We start from the raw sequence: 20695 nt of genomic DNA on the forward strand, positions 1-20695 counted from the left end.
CGATTAATTGAAAATCGCAAAACCGAACTAAATAATACATGTTTGAAATTAATCCGATAAAATCCAAAATAGCCGAACTTACCGAGCGCACTGAAGTGATTCGGGGGTATCTTTGACTATGATTTAAAAAAAGAGCGACTTGAAGAAGTTAATGCCGAATTAGAACAATCTGAAGTCTGGGCAGATCCCGAAAAAGCACAAGCGTTAGGCAAAGAGCGGGTAACGCTTGATGAAATCATCAATACAATAGATTCTTTAACTCAAGGCCTTGACGATGTTGAAGGTTTGCTTGAACTTGCCATTGAAGCCGACGATCAAGATACGTTTGATGAAGCAAATCTAGAGCTTGAACAGTTAGAAAAAAAACTGGCTGGGCTAGAGTTTCGTCGAATGTTTTCAGGCGATTACGATAGCGCAGATTGTTATTTAGATATTCAGTCAGGTTCTGGGGGGACTGAAGCACAAGATTGGGCTGAAATGTTACTGCGAATGTATTTACGCTGGGCAGAATCTAAAGGGTTTACAACAGAAGTCATGGAAGTATCTGATGGCGATGTTGCAGGAATTAAATCGGCGACCATTAAAGTAACTGGCGACTATGCTTACGGTTGGTTACGTACCGAAACAGGCGTCCACCGTTTAGTACGAAAAAGTCCTTTTGATTCGGGTAATCGCCGTCATACATCATTTGCTTCTGTTTTTGTCTATCCAGAAATTGATGATAATATTGATATCGATATCAATCCTGCCGATCTTCGTATTGATGTCTATCGGGCATCAGGTGCTGGTGGACAGCATGTCAATAAAACCGAATCTGCTGTTCGAATTACGCATATACCAACGGGAATTGTTACCCAGTGTCAAAATAATCGTTCTCAGCATAGTAATAAAGATCAAGCAATGAAACAGTTAAAAGCGAAACTGTATGAGCTTGAAATGCAGAAGAAAAATGCTGAAAAGCAACAGATGGAAGAGAACAAATCGGATATCGGTTGGGGTAGTCAAATCCGTTCTTATGTGCTTGATGATTCAAGAATCAAAGATTTGCGTACCGGCGTTGAAACACGCAACACTCAGGCCGTTTTAGACGGTGATTTAGATCAATTTATTGAAGAAAGCTTAAAAGCAGGTTTATAAACTGCTTGGTGATAAATAAAAGGTAAAATTATGTCAACACAGCAAGAGCAACAAAACCATATTGAAGAGTTAAATAACGAGCTAACTATACGTCGTGAAAAACTAGCAAATATTCGCGAGCAAGGCATTGCTTTCCCAAATGACTTTCGTCGTGATGCTATTTCAAGTGATCTTCATAAATTGTATGACGATAAAACCAACGAAGAATTAATTGAGAATAAAATTACTGTCACTGTTGCCGGTCGAATGATGATGCGCCGTATAATGGGTAAAGCTTCTTTTGTCTCTTTACAAGACGTTGCTGGGCAAATTCAACTTTATGTAACGCGTGATGATCTTCCCGAAAATTACTACAACGAGCAATTTAAAAAATGGGATTTAGGGGATATTGTCGGTGCTAAAGGTTATTTATTTAAAACTAAAACTGGCGAACTTTCTATTCACTGTGAAGAAATTCGCTTATTAACTAAAGCACTTCGTCCATTACCGGATAAATTCCATGGGCTTGCAGATCAAGAAATGCGTTATCGTCAACGCTACTTGGATCTCATCACAAATGAAGAATCGAGAAATACATTTATCGCTCGTTCAAAAGTGGTAACTGAAATTCGCAATTTCATGCTTGAAAATCACTTTATGGAAGTTGAAACACCGATGATGCAAGTTATTCCTGGTGGGGCGTCAGCGAAACCTTTTATTACGCATCATAATGCCCTTGATTTAGATATGTACTTACGTATCGCACCAGAACTTTACTTAAAACGTCTGGTTGTCGGTGGTTTTGAGCGTGTCTTTGAAATTAATCGTAACTTCCGTAATGAAGGGGTATCGCCAAGACATAATCCAGAATTTACCATGATGGAAATGTATATGGCGTATGCTGATTATAAAGATTTGATTGTGCTAACTGAAGCATTATTCCGCCGTCTGGCAATCGCTGTAACGGGTAATACCGTTGTTCAATATGGTGAACATACCTTCGATTTTGGTAAACCTTTTATTAAAATGACTATGCGTGAAGCTATATGCCATTATCGTCCAGAAACCAATAATGCTGATTTGGATGATTTTGATAAAGCATGTGCCATTGCTAGCGCAGTAGGTATCAAAATTGAAAAAGGTTGGGGACTTGGTCGAGTTGTGACTGAAATTTTTGAAGAGGTTGCTGAAGCCAATCTGATTCAACCGACATTTATTACCGAATATCCTGCTGAAGTATCACCACTGGCTCGTCGAAATGATGAAAATCCATTTGTTACAGACCGATTCGAGTTCTTTATTGGTGGGCGTGAAATTGGCAATGGCTTCTCAGAACTTAACGATGCGGAAGACCAAGCTCAACGTTTTGCTGATCAAGTGTCACAAAAAGATGCCGGTGATGATGAAGCAATGTTCTATGATGAAGATTATATTACGGCTTTAGAACATGGATTACCACCGACAGCTGGATTAGGCATTGGTATTGACCGAACGGTGATGTTATTTACGAATAGTCATACTATTCGTGATGTCATTTTATTCCCAACCATGCGTCCAATAAAATAAGATACTCTACTATTGAAAACTCACTTATCTCAACAAATAAGTGAGTTTTTTATTGTAATGCAAATATCTTTTATACAACTAAAAATAATTCTAGTTTAGCTTTCCACCATACCAAAAATTCGTAAAATATTTTATGTTTATCAATTTGTTAACAATTAAGTAAGCCATTACTGACTTTTCTATACAAACTGAATAATGTTTTTCAAGCGACTAAAAATGTGAGTTCATCTTAATCAAGCGTATTTCAACAATTCAACATTTTTTAAATTGAATCAGTATAAATAATATACAGAGAAATAATGATATTTTCTTAAAATCTACAAACTTAAATAAGTTATCGCTTACCAACCACAGAAATGGGACTCAACATAGTTATTCATCGTGAAAAAATCAGGACTAAAAATTAAACTTTATTTAATGTAAAATTAGGATAAGTTTCTTATCCATTAAGAAAAACGACGAATAACATGTCATTAGTCATTAACCAGAGACTAAAAAAAGTGAGTGTCTACTCACTTTTTATTGATAAATAAATGATATATTTTATGAAAATATCGCGCCCTTTCTTTAGTTTAATTTATCACAGTTAACGATTGATTCGTTAACCGTGATATCTTAATCTTAATCAGTTTTTACTGTTTTGCTCGGATAAGGTAAGATTAAATTTAATAAAATAGCTAAAATGCCACATAAACTTATCCCTTGCAATGCGTAAGAACCAAAATCAAAAATCATCCCACCAATACCAAACACCAACACTAATGAAACAATACACATATTGCGCGAAACGGAAAGATCAACTTTATGTTTGATTAATATATTAATGCCAACGGATGCAATCGAACCAAATAAAAGCACCATAATTCCGCCCATAACAACAATTGGGATAGTACTCAAAAATGCGCCGATTTTACCAATAAATGACATTAAAATCGCCCAAATTGCTGCCCATGTCATTACACGAGTTTTGAAATTTCGTGTTAAGGTGACGGCCCCAATCACTTCTGCATAGGTAATACAAGGCGGGCCACCAAAAAAGCCTGCGGTCGAAGTTGCTAACCCATCCCCCAAAAGTGTGCGTTGTAATCCCGGTTCACGAGTATAATCTTTGCCAGTAACAGAACTAATCGCCATGATATCACCAACGTGCTCAATCGTTGGTGCAATAACAATAGGTATCATATATAAAATAGCTTGCCAATGAAATTCAGGAAAAGTGAAATCCGGTATCTTAAACCATGGTGCATCAATAACCGGTTGAAAGTTGACAATACCCATTATCCAAGACATCACATAACCAACGACAATACCTGCAATAATTGGAACAAGTTTGAAAAACCCTTTTGCCCAAATTGCCACAATCAGCGTAGTCAATAATGAGGACATTGAAATCATAATTAATTGATAATCCTTAACCTGAAGACCACTATCTTTACCCATTGCCATACCCACTGCGACAGGCGCAAGAGATAAACCAATGACCATTATAATAGGGCCAGTTACCACTGGCGGTAAAATACGATCGATAACATGTTTGCCATTTAGTTTGACTAATAAAGCAAAAAACATAAACACAAATCCTGCTGCAACCAATCCCCCCAAAGTTGCAGGAATCCCCCATTGAGCTACACCAAAAGAGATCGGTGCAATAAAGGCAAATGAGGAAGCTAAAAATACCGGTACTTTGCCTTTCGTGGTGAGTTGAAACAATAATGTGCCTATACCCGCTGTAAACAATGCGACATTAGGATTTAAACCCGTTAATAGTGGCACTAACACTAACGCACCAAAAGCAACAAAGAGCATTTGTGCACCAGTAAAAATATCTTGCCAAGCAGGTTTCTCCTGTGATGTTTTAGATTTTTGTTTATCATTTATTTTATTTGACATGTTGATCATCTCCACTTCAACTTAATCTTTTAAACTCATTTTTTAAGCATAAAAAAACCGGCTAAGCCGGTTTAAAAAATGAAATTTTATTTAGTGCCGAATATTTTATCTCCAGCATCGCCAAGTCCTGGTAAAATGTAACCTTGTTCATTTAACCGTTCATCAATGGATGCAGTATAGAGTTCAACATCTGGATGGGCTTTTTCTAATGTTTTGATACCTTCAGGTGCAGCCACTAAAACTAATACTTTAATGTTTTTACATCCTGCTTGTTTTAATAAATCAATCGTCGCCACCATTGAACCACCCGTTGCTAGCATAGGGTCAACAACCAAAGCCATTCGTTCCGCAATGTCCGACGTTAATTTTTGGAAATAAGGCACTGGCTCAAGGGTCTCTTCATTACGATAAAACCCAACGACGCTAATACGAGCACTAGGCACATGCTCAAGCACACCATCCATCATACCTAAACCGGCACGCAGGATTGGTACTACAGTTATTTTTTTACCTTTGATTTGCTCAATTTGAACAGGTCCACACCAACCTTCAATGGTCACTTTTTCAGTAGGTAAGTCAGCCGTGGCTTCATAAGTTAATAAACTACCAACTTCGCTGGCAAGCGCACGAAAGTCTTTAGTACTAATATCATGTTCGCGCATTAAACCGATTTTATGACGTACAAGAGGGTGTTTAACTTCAACTATTTTCATGGGGGGCCTCAGTGTTATTTTGCTGAAAGATTTTGGTCACTTTAAATAACCACTGAGGGGTGATTTTAACATAGATAGAAGCGAGAGAAAACTCAAATTAAATTGCTAAGTTTTATAAAACTAAAAAAGATAATAATATGTAAAAAGTATAAAATTGATGAAAAATTTGTTTTATGTAATTTTTTTGATTAGAATAACCAGCCGCCTTAATAAGGTGGTTTTTAATTGTTAATTATTAAATTTTATAGGAAAGAAATAGGATGAATTGGTTTATTAATTGTTTTACAAAAAATTATGTTAATTTTAATGGCCGTGCTCGTCGTCAAGAGTACTGGATGTTTATTTTATTCTTATTAATTATACAAGCTGTGAATCTTAGTGTGATAGGTTTTATTTCTGAAACTTTAAGCGCTATCTTATATCTTATTGTTGCATTTGGGAGCTTATTACCTAATCTTGCTGTAACTGCTCGTCGTTTACACGATACAAATAAATCAGGCTGGCTCATGTTGATCGCTCTTATTCCTCTTGTTGGTGGTATTATTTTAATCGTCTTTTTAGCTACAGATTCAACACCTGGTAGCAACCAATATGGCGAAAATCCTAAAGGGATTCAGTAAGTTTTTTTATTCTCATCAGCTAACCTGATGAGAATATTAACAACACATTATCGTATTGACTATTTTTAGTTTAACTTCACTTCTAAATCGCTTTAAAAAAACCCAATAATTTATATAATTATGTCTAATTTCAAGGTAATTTAGGTTGCCAGTCAATAGCTGCTTTACCTTGTTGCACAATAAGATCATTAGCTTTGGAAAAATGTTTACAACCTAAAAATCCACGATGGGCTGATAAAGGTGAAGGATGCACAGAAGTTAATACATGATGCTTTTGCCGATTAATAAATTGCCCTTTTTTTTGCGCAGGTGATCCCCATAATAAAAACACCACTCCCTCAAGATGTTTGTCTATAGCCGCTATAACATTATCGGTAAAAGTCTCCCAACCTATTTTGGCATGTGAATGAGCTTGACCAGCTTCCACCGTTAATACTGTATTAAGCAAAAGTACCCCTTGAGTCGCCCAAGATGCTAAATAACCATGAGAAGGGATCTGAAAACTAGGAATATCGGTAGATAACTCTTTATAAATATTTAATAATGAAGGAGGAGGTTTAACTCCCGGTAACACGGAAAAGGAAAGTCCATGTGCTTGATTCGGTCCATGATAAGGATCTTGACCTAAAATGACAACTTTGATGTCATTAAAAGCAGTAAAACGAAATGCATTAAATACATCGTGTTGAGGAGGATAAATGATTTTACCGCTATTACGCTCAGCGGTAACAAATTGCATGATTTTTTGAAAATAAGGTTTATCTTTTTCAGTACCAATAACATCATGCCATGTTAATTGTGTTGTCATAGTTTGTCCACGCCGTAAAAATTACTTAATATATCTTGCTAAAAAATTCTCATTTTTACTCATCATAACCTATAGTGCTCTAAAAGTTAAATAAAAGGTACAGCTTATCGTATTAATAGCTTTTTTTGACTTTAATCAAATTATATAAGTGTTATATTAACCCTAATATTTTAGGGGCAATAACGCTCATAGGAGGTTTTAAAATGATTACAGGTATCCAAATTACTAAAGCTGACAACTCAGCACTTCTTAATTCTTTTTGGTTATTAGATGACTCGACTAATGAAGCGCGTTGTGTCGCAGCTAAATCAGTATATAAAGAAGATCAAGTTATTCCAACAGCTGAACTTGGTCAGTTTGAATATCGTGAAATTCCTTTAGATATTGCACCAACTATCAAAGTTGAAGGTGGACAACATTTAAATGTTAACGTACTTCGTCGTGAAACACTTGAAGATGCCGTACAACACCCAGAAAAATATCCACAATTAACTATTCGTGTTTCTGGTTATGCTGTACGTTTTAACTCATTAACAGCAGAACAACAACGCGACGTTATCGCTCGTACATTTACAACTAAAATGTAATTTTTTGATAACACATTATAAAACCCAGTACTTACTGGGTTTATTTTTATCTGTTATTCATAAGCTCAATCAACCCAGCCTCAATCGTGTGATCAAACTGGAACGAAATCACACTAAATATATAGAAAGCATCTTATTTTGTCTTGCGATATACTGAGCAAGATAAATGGCTAATACCTCATCTTTACCAAGCCACAACCTACTTCTAACAACTGTTAACTATATTCTAGCAATGAATTCTGTTTTTATTAGTTTCTAAAGTTGCATTAATTGCAACTTCTATTTAATCAGATCGATATCTCAATAGATTTCCTTCTTGAAGATACCTATTAATAGCATTTATACAGCTGTACTACTAAATTTGAGAAGATAGATCGCTTAAAACAGCTAAAAGTAGATAATAAAGAGTATGTTTAAACATTATGGTAATAGCATCTAATAAAATCAAAGATAAAAGCATAAAAAAACGAGATTAGCAAAACTAATCTCGTTTATAGCTAAATCCGTCTTTTTAACCAAAAAACTTCTTCACTTTATCAAAAAAGCTTTTTTCTTTTGGACTGTGCTTAGAGCTTTTATCGGCTTTAAAACTTTCACCTAACTCTTTAAGTAATTCCTTCTGTTTACTGGTTAAATTAACTGGTGTTTCAACAACCACATGGCAATAAAGATCACCAATTGAACTTCCACGTAACGATTTAACGCCTTTACCTCGTAAGCGGAACACTTTACCTGTTTGTGTTTCAGCAGGAATAGTTAAGCTTACTTTACCATTAAGTGTTGGTACTTCTACTTCTCCACCTAGCGATGCTAAAGCAATGTTAATTGGAATTTCACAATGTAAGTTAGTACCATCACGTTCAAAAATAGCATGTGGTTTAATTTGCATTTGAACATATAAATCACCAGCTGGTGCGCCATTTAAACCTGCTTCACCTTCTCCAGAAAGTCGAATACGACTACCGGTATCAACTCCGGCAGGAATCGTTACAGAAAGCGTTTTAGTTTTCTGAACTCGTCCTTCACCATGACATTTTTTACATGGATTTTTTACTACTTTACCCCGACCATGACAGGTTGGACACTCTTGCTGCACAGCAAAAAAACCTTGTCGCATTTGTACAACACCTGCACCATGACAGGTTTCACACGTCATTACATCTGAAGCTTTTTCAGTTCCTTGTCCGTGACATACATCACAAGTTACCCAAGTCGGTACTTTTATCTCTTTGCTGACGCCTGCAGCAGCTTCTTCCAGTGTTAACGAGATATTATATTGCAGATCCGCACCGCGTGAGGAAGTTTGACTACGTCCACGACCACCACCAAAGAAATCACTAAAGATATCATCAAATGCAGAACCTCCGCCAAAACCACCGAAGCCACCAAAACCACCGCCGCCTGCGCCGCCATGCCCTTGTTCAAAGGCTGCATGACCATATTGATCATAAGCCGCTTTCTTCTGCGAATCGGTTAATACTTCATAAGCTTCCTTAACTTCTTTGAATTTCGCTTCTGCTTCAGCTTTATTATCCTGATTTTTGTCAGGATGATATTTCATGGCTAGGCGTTTATAGGCTTTTTTTATCTCAGCTTCACTGGCACTTTTACTCACGCCTAATGTTTCATAATAATCTTTCTTCGCCATAATTAACCTTTATTTTTTATTGCATAAACAACTAAACGGGCTTGAGTTACCTCGCGCCCGTTTAATGTGTTACATGTCTAAAACTCGTTGAAATAACTCATTAAAAAACATTTTAGTTAACGATTATTTTTTATCATCATCAACTTCTTTGAAGTCAGCATCAACAACATCATCTTGTGCCGAAGCGCTACCATTATTTGCTTGACCTGCAGATTGATCTGCTTGAGCTTGTTGTTGAGCTAATTCAAGTAATTTTTTTGATGCTTCCATTAAAGCATTGATTTTAGCTTCAATTTCAGCTTTATCTTCACCACGAGCAGCATTTTCTAATGCAGTTACCGCATCTTCAATCGCTTTTTTATCATCAGCAGATAATTGATCGCCTGCATCAGTCACTTGTTTACGAGTTGAGTGAACAAGGTGATCCGCTTGGTTACGTACTTGTGCTAACTCTTCAAACTTACGGTCAGCTTCAGCATTCGCTTCCGCATCATTGACCATTTTTTGGATTTCTTCTTCACTTAAACCTGAAGAAGCTTTAATGGTAATGTTTTGTTCACGACCAGTATTTTTATCTTTTGCTGATACATGTAAGATACCATCGGCATCAATATCAAAGGTCACTTCAATTTGTGGCATACCACGTGGTGCAGCTTGAATACCATCAAGGTTAAATTGACCTAGTGATTTATTATCACCAGCACGTTTACGCTCACCTTGTAACACATGAATTGTTACCGCAGATTGATTATCTTCAGCCGTTGAGAACACTTGACTATGTTTAGTTGGAATAGTTGTGTTTTTCTCAATCAAGGTAGTCATTACACCACCCATTGTTTCAATACCTAATGATAATGGGGTTACGTCAAGTAATAATACATCTTTAACATCACCACCTAATACACCACCTTGTACCGCAGCACCTACTGCTACTGCTTCGTCAGGGTTAACGTCTTTACGAGGTTCTTTGCCAAAGAAGTCTGCAACGGCTTTTTGTACCATTGGCATACGTGTTTGACCACCAACTAAAATCACATCTTTAATATCAGAAACAGTAAGACCTGCATCTTTTAATGCTGTTTTCACTGGTTCCATAGAGCGTTTAACTAAATCTTCGACTAAAGATTCAAGTTTAGCGCGTGTCACTTTGATATTTAAATGTTTAGGGCCTGATGCATCAGCTGTGATATAAGGTAAGTTGATATCCGTTTGTTGCGCTGATGACAATTCGATTTTTGCTTTCTCTGCTGCTTCTTTTAAACGTTGCATTGCAAGTGGATCATTTTTAAGATCGAAACCTTGTTCACGTTTAAACTCATCAACTAAATAGTTAATTAAACGAGAGTCAAAATCTTCACCACCTAAGTGAGTATCACCATTAGTTGCTAATACTTCGAAAGTTTTTTCGCCATCGACATCATCAATTTCGATAATTGAAATATCAAATGTACCACCACCAAGGTCATAGACTGCAATTGTGCGGTTACCCACATCTTTATCTAAACCATAAGCAAGTGCAGCGGCTGTTGGTTCGTTAATAATACGTTTAACATCTAGACCAGCAATACGACCCGCATCTTTAGTTGCTTGACGTTGAGCATCATTAAAGTAAGCTGGAACGGTAATAACCGCTTCTGTTACTGGCTCACCAAGATAATCTTCTGCAGTTTTCTTCATTTTCTTTAGTACTTCAGCAGAAATTTGTGGTGGCGCAATTTTTTGACCTTTTACATCTACCCACGCATCGCCGTTATCAGCTTTAACAATTTTATATGGCATAATACCCACATCACGTTGTACTTCAGCATCTTCATAACGACGACCAATTAAACGTTTAATGGCAAATAATGTATTTTGTGGATTGGTTACTGCCTGACGTTTTGCTGGTTGACCAACTAAAATTTCACCATCTTGTGTGTAAGCAATAATCGACGGGGTTGTACGGTCACCTTCAGCATTTTCTAAAACTTTAGCTTGACCATTATCCATTACTGCAACACATGAATTTGTTGTACCTAAATCGATACCAATAATTTTACCCATAATCTTTTCTCCTCAAAACCTGTATTTTATTTCTTATATATAAGACTGAAATTGTGATTTTCAAGTCTTTAATTTAGTCAAAGAAATGTTAGTGTTTCCACATAGATGGGAACATTATTATTAATATCAAGGGGGGGAATGAAAAATTATTTTTGCATAAATCTTGATTATAAAGTTTTCTACACTTATTATTGCCGCTCTTTTTTTATTAAGACACATTTTATAGGATCCTTATGGAACAAACTAAACTTGCAAATCCAGGTCCACTAGGACTAATGGGATTTGGTATGACAACCATTTTATTGAATATTCATAATGCGGGATTTTTCCCTGTGATGACAGCAATCGTCTCTATGGGTATTTTTTATGGTGGACTAGCACAAGTGATCGCTGGAATTTTAGAATTTCGTAAAGGTAATACTTTTGGGACAACAGCGTTTACTTCATATGGTTTCTTTTGGATTGCGCTTGTTGGCATTTGGTATTTACCAACCTCGCCAGCAACAGCACCAACCGATGCAACCTTCGTTGGTATCTTCCTCGCATTATGGGGGATTTTCACCGCATTCATGTTTATCGGTACGTTAAAAGGTAATCGAGTATTACAATTTGTTTTTGCTAGTTTAACTGTCCTGTTTGCTTTATTAGCAATTGGTAATATTTCTGGTAATCACAGCATCATTCATATCGCAGGCTTTGAAGGGATTATTTGTGGTGCAAGTGCGATTTATTTAGCAATGGCTGAAGTACTTAACGAACAATACGGACGCACTATTTTACCAATTGGTGCACCTAAAGGCGCTGCTCACTAATTGTCGCTGTTATTAAAACAAGTGATGAGAGCAATAAAAAACGGGGTAATTTCCCCGTTTTTTTATATCAATGAATAACAACATTTAACGCTTATTTTTTATAAGCATCATTATGTACACCTACTGCCGCACGACCTGATGGATCATTAAGATTTTTGAATGACTCATCCCATTCAATCGCTTTTGCCGTAGAACAAGCAACAGTTGGACCACCCGGCACACAATGTGCTGCACTTTCAACGGGGAATAGCTCATCAAAAATTTCTCGGTACATGTAAGCTTCTTTCGACGTTGGCGTATTATAAGGGAAACGGAATTTTGCATTTTCCAATTGTTGATCCGTAATTTTGCTTTCTGCAATCTCTTTTAAAGTATCGATCCAACTATAACCAACACCATCAGAGAATTGCTCTTTTTGACGCCAAACCACAGACGCAGGTAAATAAGATTCAAATGCTTCACGAACAATGTGTTTTTCCATTTTTCCGTTACTACCACACATTTTATCTTTCGGATTAAGGCGCATTGCCACATCTAAGAATTTCTTATCAAGGAATGGAACACGAGCTTCAACGCCCCATGCCGCCATCGCTTTATTAGCACGTGCACAATCATACATGTGTAACGCGGCTAATTTTCGCACCGTTTCTTCATGGAACTCTTTAGCATTTGGCGCTTTATGGAAATAGAGGTAACCACCAAATACTTCGTCTGCACCTTCACCAGATAACACCATTTTAATACCCATTGCTTTAATTTTTCTTGCCATTAAATACATTGGCGTAGAAGCACGGATAGTTGTGACATCATAAGTTTCAATAAAATAAATGACATCACGAATGGCATCAATACCTTCTTGAATAGTAAAGTTAATTTCGTGGTGAACGGTACCAAGATGATCGGCAACCGCTTGTGCTGCTTTAAGATCTGGCGCACCTTTTAAACCCACTGCAAATGAATGCAATTGTGGCCACCAAGCTTCAGATTTTTCATGATCTTCAACACGACGCGCTGAGAATTTTTTAGTGATTGCCGAAATAACGGAAGAATCAAGCCCACCAGATAATAAAACGCCATAAGGCACATCTGACATAAGATGGCTTTTAACAGACTCTTCTAATGCTATACGAAGCGCATTAATGTCTGTTTTATTATCTTTGACATTTTCGTAATCCATCCAATCACGTTTATAGTAGGTTTTAATTTCACCTTCAGTGCTCGATAAATAGCATCCAGGAGGAAAAGCTTCAATCGTTTTACAAACGGGTACTAACGCTTTCATCTCAGAGGCGACATAGAATGTACCATTTTCGTCGTGTCCCATATACATCGGGATAATACCAATGTGATCACGACCAATAAAGTAAGTGCCTTTATTAATATCATAAAGAATAAAGGCAAACATACCTTGTAGTTCATCAAGACAATCAATTCCTTTTTCTTGATAGAGCGCTAAGATAACTTCACAGTCAGAACCTGTTTGGAATTCATAGCGATCTTTGTACTGATTTCGGAGTTCTTGATGATTATAAATTTCGCCATTCACCGCTAAAACGAGAGTTTTATCTTTATTATAAAGCGGTTGAGATCCTGTATTAACATCTACAATTGATAAACGTTCATGAGCAAGAATTGCTTTATCAGAAGCAAAAATACCAGACCAATCCGGCCCACGATGACGCTGTAGACTTGATAGTTCTAATGCTTTTGTTCGTAGTTGTTCCGGATCTGATTTAATATCAAGAATACCTAAAATCGAACACATTGATTTTCTCCACTTAAAATCGCAAACGCGATACTATTTGTACGTAAAAATAACTATATGAAAATTTGAAAAATTTTTTTAATTTTAAATTACTTTGCCCTTTATTCTTACCCAGCTTAAAGCGCAAATAATAAAGGTAGACAGCATACACACTATTTATAAACAATTAAAGTCCCAAGTCGTGATACTTTTCCTATCGTTGCAAAAAGAACTTAACGACTTTATGACATCATCACTTTCTTTTCCATTGACCTTGTTGTTTTATAAATTGTCCAGCAGGTGTTTTTTCCTGAGCTTTTGTTCCTGCTCTCACTTCAACTTCGTTCAAAGGAACGTTACTTTCAGCAGAAACTTTTTGATATTCTTGTTTACGCGCTTGATTAATGAGTTGCGCTATTTCACTTGCATTGCTTTCGTTTTTAACTACACCTAAATAGCCATCCTCTTGTTCGCCCACTAAACCACTTGCTTTTGCTTGACTTAATGCGTTAATCGCTTGATCTAAATTTAATGCAAACACGGGTAAAGATAAAGCTGCTGTTAATAATGCAATCGTTAACTTTTTATAAATAGTCATAATAACCCCTTTAATAAATACTTTATATTTCATTAACGCCAAAGTGATTTACACTTTTAATTCACTTTTGACAACGCCAACCAAAATATAACCGTGAATCTTTAATAAATAATTAATATAAACCAGATTTATTAATTACATTGTCTAACGCTTTATCAACCTTTATGTTGATTTCATGGTCTATTTTAACATTTAGATTTATGTTTATTGGTTCATTGGGAGCCTGAACTCTAACCGTCGGTGAGCATCCCATTAATACGCTACTCACTACCATGACTGAAATCACATTCCGTATCATAAAAATAGCCTCTTTCATTTATCATGATTTTTTTTCAATCGTGCTTCAATTCGTTTACGAATCGGTTCACTAATTTGGTCTGATAAGAGTAAACTGGTCATTAATTTAGCGATATTTTCTTCAAGCGTGATATTTAAATTCACCGCTTTACCATTTTGCACCTCTAAATTATTTCCTTGAATAGTCAGGCCCAACTTAGCAATATCATTAGCGTAATCAACTTTACTCGATAGCTTAGTATAATGAAAATTTTTAAGAATATCAGTGAGTATTTTCATATTTGGATTATTTTTTACATAATCTTTTAGCGCTGAATTTTCAAACTGTAATTCACCCTGATTAGTTGAAACTAGTTGACCATTTTTAATTACCAACTTATATGATAGCTCATTGTTGTTTTTAACTTCGCTTAATGTAATTGGTAAGATGCCATCTATCGCCCCATTACCGGCAAGCCCTTCAACCGGATATTTGGCTAACACATCTTTTAACTGTATTTGTTTTAATCTGACATTAATTTGTTGAGGCAATCTGGTTAAATTCAATTTTCCTTTATCAACCGACAGCTGACCAGAAAATAGCCTCGCTTGTAATTTTTTCCACGTAATGATACCTCTTGTCGGAGCAGTTAAAGTTGATGAATAAGCGCCAGCAACATTAACTTTTTCAAAACCGATACCAAGATTGATTTCTTGGATATGTAAATCAGATGTGGAAAGCGTAAAATTATTGTTATTAACCGAAAGATTAATATTACCTGTTGCCGATTTAATCTCACTATTTTTATAAAGACCATTGAACTGACTAATCGTTAATTGACCTGTCGCTGAAGTTTGATTCAATTGAAATGGAAGCGGTGACTGAATTTGAAAGCGGATATTTCCTCTTAGATCATTAACAATGAAATCTTCCGAAACATTCGCTTTTTTTAAGCGAAATGACGCATCATTCAAATTGGTTAGTGTAAGCTGTTTTTGAGTTATCGATCCTTTAAACGGTAAGGATAAATCGCCATTTTGTATGCCAAATTGAGCTAATGAGGTCGTTAACATGCCATGTTGAATCTCAATACGGGAATCGGCTTCATTAAATTGTAAAACAGTCGATAACTTTGCAGCATATTGGGTATTGGTGGATAACTCAAGCTGTATAGCTTGTGGCTGTTTATTCATATCTAGCTTGATATCAAACAAAGGCACTTTGTTTTGATAAAATCGCAACGAATGAATATGAATAGCTTTAGGTAACCAATACAACATTGATGAAAAAGATGAGGCATCAAATTCAGATCGATCAAGATGATCAGCCTCGCCATCAACTCCATGATCGCTAATATTCTCTACTTTAGCGTTAACGGGCTGCCAATAGATATCTACATTTTCTGCTGATAGATTTGACCACGAAACATGCAAATTTTTTGCCGTTAAGGATAATTGTGATTGCTGAGAAACGGTAAAAGTATCAAATGATACCCCATCAAAACCAATATTGAAGCCATGCCAATCTAAGGTTAACTGATTTTTTTGCTTAAAAGACAACCAATAATGCCATCCAATCAGACCTAGCAATGAAATAATCAGCATAAAAATAAATGAAAACCAATAGCGTTTTTTCAAGCGAGCCATAAATAAACTCTCTACTTAGCAAGGTTTATTGCCGAGTGTTGCTCGGCATTGAAATAATATTACGCTGGTGACTGTTCTCGCTGTGCGATATAAGCTAATGCTTTATCAATTCTAGATAATGTTCGTTTTTTGCCAATGGCAAATACCGTTGCATCCACGGATGGCGATTGCCCAATTCCTGTGACTGCAACACGCAATGGCATCCCCACTTTACCCATTCCAACATCAAGTTCAGTCGCCGTGGCTTCAATAGCATGATGAATTTTATCAATTTGCCAGTCAAAATCAGCAATTGCACCAATTTTAGCTTTGATGAGTTCTAACGACTCTTTAGCTACGGGGCGCAAATGTTTTTTAGCGGCATCAGCATCAAAATCATCAAAATCTTGATAACAATAACGGCATGATTCCGCCATTTCTTTAAGTGTTTTACAACGTTCACCAAACAATTTAATAATTGTGATTAAATCCGGGCCTTGTGTTAAATCATAGCCTTGATGATTCATATGCCAAACTAAATGTTGAGCGACATAATCAGCATCTAAATGATTAATATAATGATGATTTAACCACAATAATTTTTCAGTATTAAACGCACTAGCTGATTTGCTTACTGCATCTAATGTAAAATAACTAATCATCTCAGGCACGGAGAATATCTCTTGATCACCATGTGACCAGCCTAAGCGTACTAAATAATTGAGTAAAGCTTCCGGTAAGTAGCCATCATCACGGTATTGCATAACACTCACCGCACCATGACGTTTAGATAATTTTTGCCCGTCATCTCCTAAAATCATGGATACATGACCATATTCAGGAAGCGGTGCGCCTAATGCTTTGAGAATATTAATCTGACGAGGTGTATTATTGATATGATCTTCACCACGAATCACATGCGTAATTTCCATATCCCAATCATCCACCACAACACAAAAATTGTAAGTTGGTGAACCGTCTGTTCGTCGAATAATTAAATCATCAAGCTCTTTATTGGCAATCTCAATAGGGCCACGGATTAAATCGTTAAATACGACAACACCGTCAATCGGATTGGCAAAACGGACAACATGCGGTTCACTATGGTTATGTTGTTTTTGGACTTCATCACAACGACAATGACCATCATAACGGGCTTTTTCGCCTTTCGCCATCTGCTCTTCACGCAGTTTTTCTAAGCGTTCTTTTGAGCAATAGCAACGATAAGCTGTTCCTTTAGCGAGCATTTCATCAATCACTTGATTATAGCGATCAAAACGTTTAGTTTGGAAATAAGGACCTTCATCCCATGATAATTCTAACCAATTCATTCCCTCCATGATCGCTTCAATGGCTTCTGGCGTTGAACGCTCTAGATCAGTATCTTCAATACGCAAGACAAATGCACCTTGTGCATGACGGGTATAAAGCCAAGAATAGAGCGCAGTACGTGCTCCTCCAACATGTAAATAACCGGTTGGGCTTGGTGCAAAACGGGTTTTAATTTTCATGAAATAATCCTAATAATAATAAAAAAGAGCACGTAAACGAAAAAAGCGTTAACAGCGCTCTTTTATTCAATTCGGTTAACTAACTAACCAGAATAATAACATTTTGATATAAATTCAGTTTCGTTACTTATTCTAACACGCTAAAAGGTTTGAGCAATAGCCTATTCACGCCTTAAAATCGATCACAAATTTTCAAGATGTTTAAGCTTGCATTTAAATCTAAAACCGTAAACATCTTATAATTTACTAATGCTGATGAAAAATTAGTGTGCTTCATCCCAATTATCACCGACGCCAACATCGACTTTTAATGGCACAGATAATTGATAACAATTTTCCATAATGGATTTGATTTGCGCACTGTACTTATCAACCAATTCTTGTTTGACTTCAAACACTAATTCATCGTGTACTTGCATCACCATTCTAATGGTGCCAGACGGTTGGTTGTTAATCCAATCACTCATTTTTATCATCGCAGTTTTAATAATATCCGCCGCTGTACCTTGCATTGGCGCATTAATTGCTGCTCGTTCGGCTCCTCGTTTTTCAATGCCATTAGTCGAGGTGATTTTAGGCAGATATAAACGTCGACCAGATAAGGTTTCGACATAACCTTGCTGTGCTGCCAATTGACGGGTCTCTTCCATGTAAGTTTGTACCCCCGGATAACGTTCAAAATAGCGATCGATATAAAATTGCGCCTCTTTTCGAGGAATATTGATTTGTTTTGATAAACCAAAAGCACTCATTCCATAAATCAAACCAAAATTGACCGCTTTAGCGCGTCTACGTTCTTCCGACGTCACATCTGATTCAGGTTTACTTAACACTTCACTCGCCGTCACTCGGTGGATATCTTTGTCATGGGCAAACGCGTTGAGTAAACTTTTATCTTGCGATAGATGTGCCATGATGCGTAATTCAATTTGTGAATAGTCAGCAGAAATAATCTTATACCCTTCTGGTGCGATAAATGCCTGGCGGATTCGACGCCCTTCTTCATTGCGTACCGGAATATTTTGTAAATTAGGATCATTGGAAGATAAACGTCCTGTTACTGTCCCAATTTGATTGTAATTTGTATGAATACGATGATCGATTGGACTAATCATTAAAGGTAATTTATCTGTATAGGTATTTTTAAGCTTGGCCAGTCCTCGATAAAATAGAATCATACGCGGTAATTCGTAGTCATTAGCCAATTCACTCAACACATCTTCACTGGTTGACGGATCACCTTTTGGCGTCTTTTTCAAAACAGGCAATTGATGCTTATCAAATAAAATTGCTTGAATCTGCTTTGGCGAAGCAGGATTAAATTTTTCACCAGCCAATGATTGAAGTTCGGCCTCCGTCGCCATTAACTGTTTGGCAAGTTCATGGGAATAATCATTTAACTGTTTAGCATCAACCAATACCCCTGTTCTTTCCATTTCAGCCAACACAATGGCTAAAGGCATTTCAATATCAGTAAACAGTTTAGTTAATTTTGAATCTTTTTCTAACTCTGGCCACAGTTTTTCATGTAATTGTAACGTGATATCTGCATCTTCTGCTGCGTATTGAGTCGTTTTTTCAACATCAATAGCATCAATGGTCACTTGTTTTTTATCCTGCTTGGTTAGCTCATTATAAGTAATGGTTTTATGATTCAAATAACGACTAGCCATGCTATCCATATCGTGTCTTTCTGTACTATTTAGTACATACGATTCAAGCATGGTATCAAAGGCAATACCTTGTACTTTAATACCATAGTTAGCCAGTACGCTGTAATCAAATTTAGCATTTTGCGCGATTTTTTTAATCTTCGGATTTTCTAGCACTGGCTTTAATTTCGCCAACACGCTATCAAGCGGTAACTGCTCGGGAACACCCAGATATTGATGAGCAAGTGGAATATAAGCAGCTTCATGCGGCGTGATACTGAGCGAAATCCCGACTAATTTAGCATGCACATGATCGACATTATCCGTTTCAGTATCGAATGCAAATTGTTGACTTTGGGATAATTTGGTTACCCACTGATCTAATTGTTTATCAGTCAAAATGCATTGATAATCAGTCTGCTTATTTTTGGCGGATGAATGTTCTTGCGCCAATAACGGCATATTCTGATTCACATTGACCGCTGATGCTTTTTGATTTTTTAAAAAACTGCCCGATATCAACTCTTTTTGCCAACGATGAAAGCCATAATAAGCAAATAATTCGTTTAATGCATTAACATCCATATCGCTCGACATGAGCTGTTCATTAGTAAAATCTAATTGCACATCGGTTTTAATCGTTGCCAGCAAATAAGACAATTCGGCTTCTTTTTGATTATCAATCAATTTTTGTTTTAACGATTTTGCACCACGGATTGATAATTTTTCAATATCATCTAAACGCTGATAGATATCTTTAACACTGTTAAATTCAGTTAATAAACTTTGGGCCGTCTTTTCACCTACTCCCGGAACCCCTGGGATATTGTCAGACGAATCGCCTCTTAATGCTAAATAATCAATAATCTTTTCGGGTGGCACACCAAATTTTTCCATCACGCCTTTCGGATCAAGCACCGTATTATTCATGGTATTAATCAGGGTAATTTTATCACTGACAAGCTGTGCCATATCTTTATCACCAGTACTGATTAAAACGTCCAGATTCTCTTTTTCAGCCTGCCTTGCCAGTGTACCAATCACATCATCCGCTTCCACACCTTCAATACAGAGTAAAGGCAGCCCCATAGCTTTTAAAATAGTGTGAATTGGTTCAATTTGCGGACGAAGATTTTCCGGCATTGCTTCACGTGTGGCTTTATACTCGCTGTAGATTTCGTTACGGAAAGAGCCGCCTTTAGCATCGAAAACAACAGCAATATGTGTCGGATTGTACTGATTAATCAGACTACGGATCATATTGATGACACCAAAAATAGCCCCTGTTGGCTCACCTTTGGCATTGGTTAACGGCGGACATGCAAAAAAAGCACGATAGAGATAAGAAGATCCATCAATCAGGATAATTGGTGTTTTATTTGGCATTAGTATTACCCAAAGGTTATTCGCTATAATGGTTAACAGTATACCCCAATTAACAACAATATTCTTATTATCTACAACAATAAAATGTAAAAATCTTTC

At 36.6% G+C, this 20695-nt stretch carries 16 protein-coding genes; 5 read left to right on the forward strand and 11 right to left on the reverse strand.

The genetic code is table 11. The features are described from left to right. Nucleotides 1-38: 38 nt before the first annotated feature. Nucleotides 39-1137 (forward strand): peptide chain release factor 2 gene (prfB, locus tag ACGH46_RS04205; RefSeq protein ID WP_324169805.1). Its coding sequence is split into 2 segments (ribosomal slippage): nt 39-113 and nt 115-1137, totalling 1098 coding nucleotides; the frame shifts between segments, so codons are not numbered across the junction. 30 nt (nt 1138-1167) lie between these two features. Continuing rightward, a complete protein-coding gene (gene lysS / locus ACGH46_RS04210; RefSeq protein WP_267350243.1) occupies nt 1168-2682 on the forward strand; it encodes a lysine--tRNA ligase in 1515 nt (504 codons plus the stop codon). A 621-nt stretch (nt 2683-3303) separates the two neighbouring features. Here the strand turns inward: lysS and ACGH46_RS04215 are convergent. Next, nucleotides 3304-4572: a uracil-xanthine permease family protein gene (locus ACGH46_RS04215; RefSeq protein ID WP_411604297.1), complete on the reverse strand. Its 1269-nt coding sequence runs from the start codon at nt 4570-4572 to the stop codon at nt 3304-3306. Nucleotides 4573-4658: 86 nt separating this feature from the next. After that, nucleotides 4659-5285 (reverse strand): uracil phosphoribosyltransferase, encoded by a 627-nt coding sequence (upp, locus tag ACGH46_RS04220; protein ID WP_065558519.1) that lies wholly within the window; start codon nt 5283-5285, stop codon nt 4659-4661. A gap of 260 nt (nt 5286-5545) precedes the next feature. Between upp and ACGH46_RS04225 the strand changes: the two genes are divergently transcribed. Then, a complete protein-coding gene (locus tag ACGH46_RS04225) occupies nt 5546-5905 on the forward strand; it encodes a DUF805 domain-containing protein (protein WP_267350239.1) in 360 nt (119 codons plus the stop codon). Between the two features lie 130 nt (nt 5906-6035). Here ACGH46_RS04225 and ung read toward each other — a convergent pair whose 3' ends face one another. Beyond that, complete coding sequence (gene ung, locus ACGH46_RS04230; RefSeq protein WP_267350237.1) at nt 6036-6713, reverse strand: uracil-DNA glycosylase; 678 nt, start codon at nt 6711-6713, stop codon at nt 6036-6038. 203 nt (nt 6714-6916) lie between these two features. On the opposite strand from ung, the gene grcA reads away from it, so the two are divergent. After that, a complete protein-coding gene (gene grcA / locus ACGH46_RS04235) occupies nt 6917-7300 on the forward strand; it encodes an autonomous glycyl radical cofactor GrcA (protein WP_220216278.1) in 384 nt (127 codons plus the stop codon). A 511-nt stretch (nt 7301-7811) separates the two neighbouring features. Here the strand turns inward: grcA and dnaJ are convergent. Both dnaJ and dnaK read right to left on the reverse strand, forming a co-directional pair. Then, on the reverse strand, nt 7812-8948 hold the full coding sequence (gene dnaJ / locus ACGH46_RS04240; RefSeq protein WP_220216276.1) for a molecular chaperone DnaJ: 1137 nt from the start codon (nt 8946-8948) through the stop codon (nt 7812-7814). Nucleotides 8949-9071: 123 nt separating this feature from the next. Next, nucleotides 9072-10991: a molecular chaperone DnaK gene (dnaK, locus tag ACGH46_RS04245; protein ID WP_065558514.1), complete on the reverse strand. Its 1920-nt coding sequence runs from the start codon at nt 10989-10991 to the stop codon at nt 9072-9074. A gap of 233 nt (nt 10992-11224) precedes the next feature. On the opposite strand from dnaK, the gene satP reads away from it, so the two are divergent. Beyond that, a complete protein-coding gene (satP, locus tag ACGH46_RS04250; RefSeq protein WP_065558513.1) occupies nt 11225-11803 on the forward strand; it encodes an acetate uptake transporter in 579 nt (192 codons plus the stop codon). A 91-nt stretch (nt 11804-11894) separates the two neighbouring features. Here the strand turns inward: satP and asnB are convergent, their stop codons facing one another. From asnB to polA, 6 genes are all read right to left on the reverse strand, one after another. Next, complete coding sequence (gene asnB, locus ACGH46_RS04255; protein WP_220216275.1) at nt 11895-13568, reverse strand: asparagine synthase B; 1674 nt, start codon at nt 13566-13568, stop codon at nt 11895-11897. Between the two features lie 232 nt (nt 13569-13800). Continuing rightward, complete coding sequence (locus ACGH46_RS04260; protein WP_220216274.1) at nt 13801-14145, reverse strand: YdbL family protein; 345 nt, start codon at nt 14143-14145, stop codon at nt 13801-13803. Nucleotides 14146-14257: 112 nt separating this feature from the next. Next, nucleotides 14258-14443 carry a YnbE family lipoprotein gene (locus ACGH46_RS04265; RefSeq protein WP_411604300.1) on the reverse strand — a complete coding sequence of 62 codons (186 nt, stop codon included), beginning with the start codon at nt 14441-14443 and terminating at the stop codon, nt 14258-14260. A gap of 14 nt (nt 14444-14457) precedes the next feature. Continuing rightward, the gene (locus tag ACGH46_RS04270) at nt 14458-16068 is read right to left on the reverse strand and encodes a YdbH domain-containing protein (RefSeq protein WP_411604303.1); all 1611 of its coding nucleotides are present in this window, start codon (nt 16066-16068) and stop codon (nt 14458-14460) included. A gap of 59 nt (nt 16069-16127) precedes the next feature. After that, complete coding sequence (gene gltX / locus ACGH46_RS04275) at nt 16128-17558, reverse strand: glutamate--tRNA ligase (protein WP_411604306.1); 1431 nt, start codon at nt 17556-17558, stop codon at nt 16128-16130. Nucleotides 17559-17821: 263 nt separating this feature from the next. Continuing rightward, a complete protein-coding gene (gene polA / locus ACGH46_RS04280; protein WP_411604309.1) occupies nt 17822-20596 on the reverse strand; it encodes a DNA polymerase I in 2775 nt (924 codons plus the stop codon). Between the last annotated feature and the right edge of the window lie 99 nt (nt 20597-20695).

This window comes from Gilliamella sp. CG22, assembly GCF_046635725.1.
In the GTDB taxonomy this organism is placed as follows: Bacteria; Pseudomonadota; Gammaproteobacteria; order Enterobacterales; family Orbaceae; genus Gilliamella; species Gilliamella apicola_I.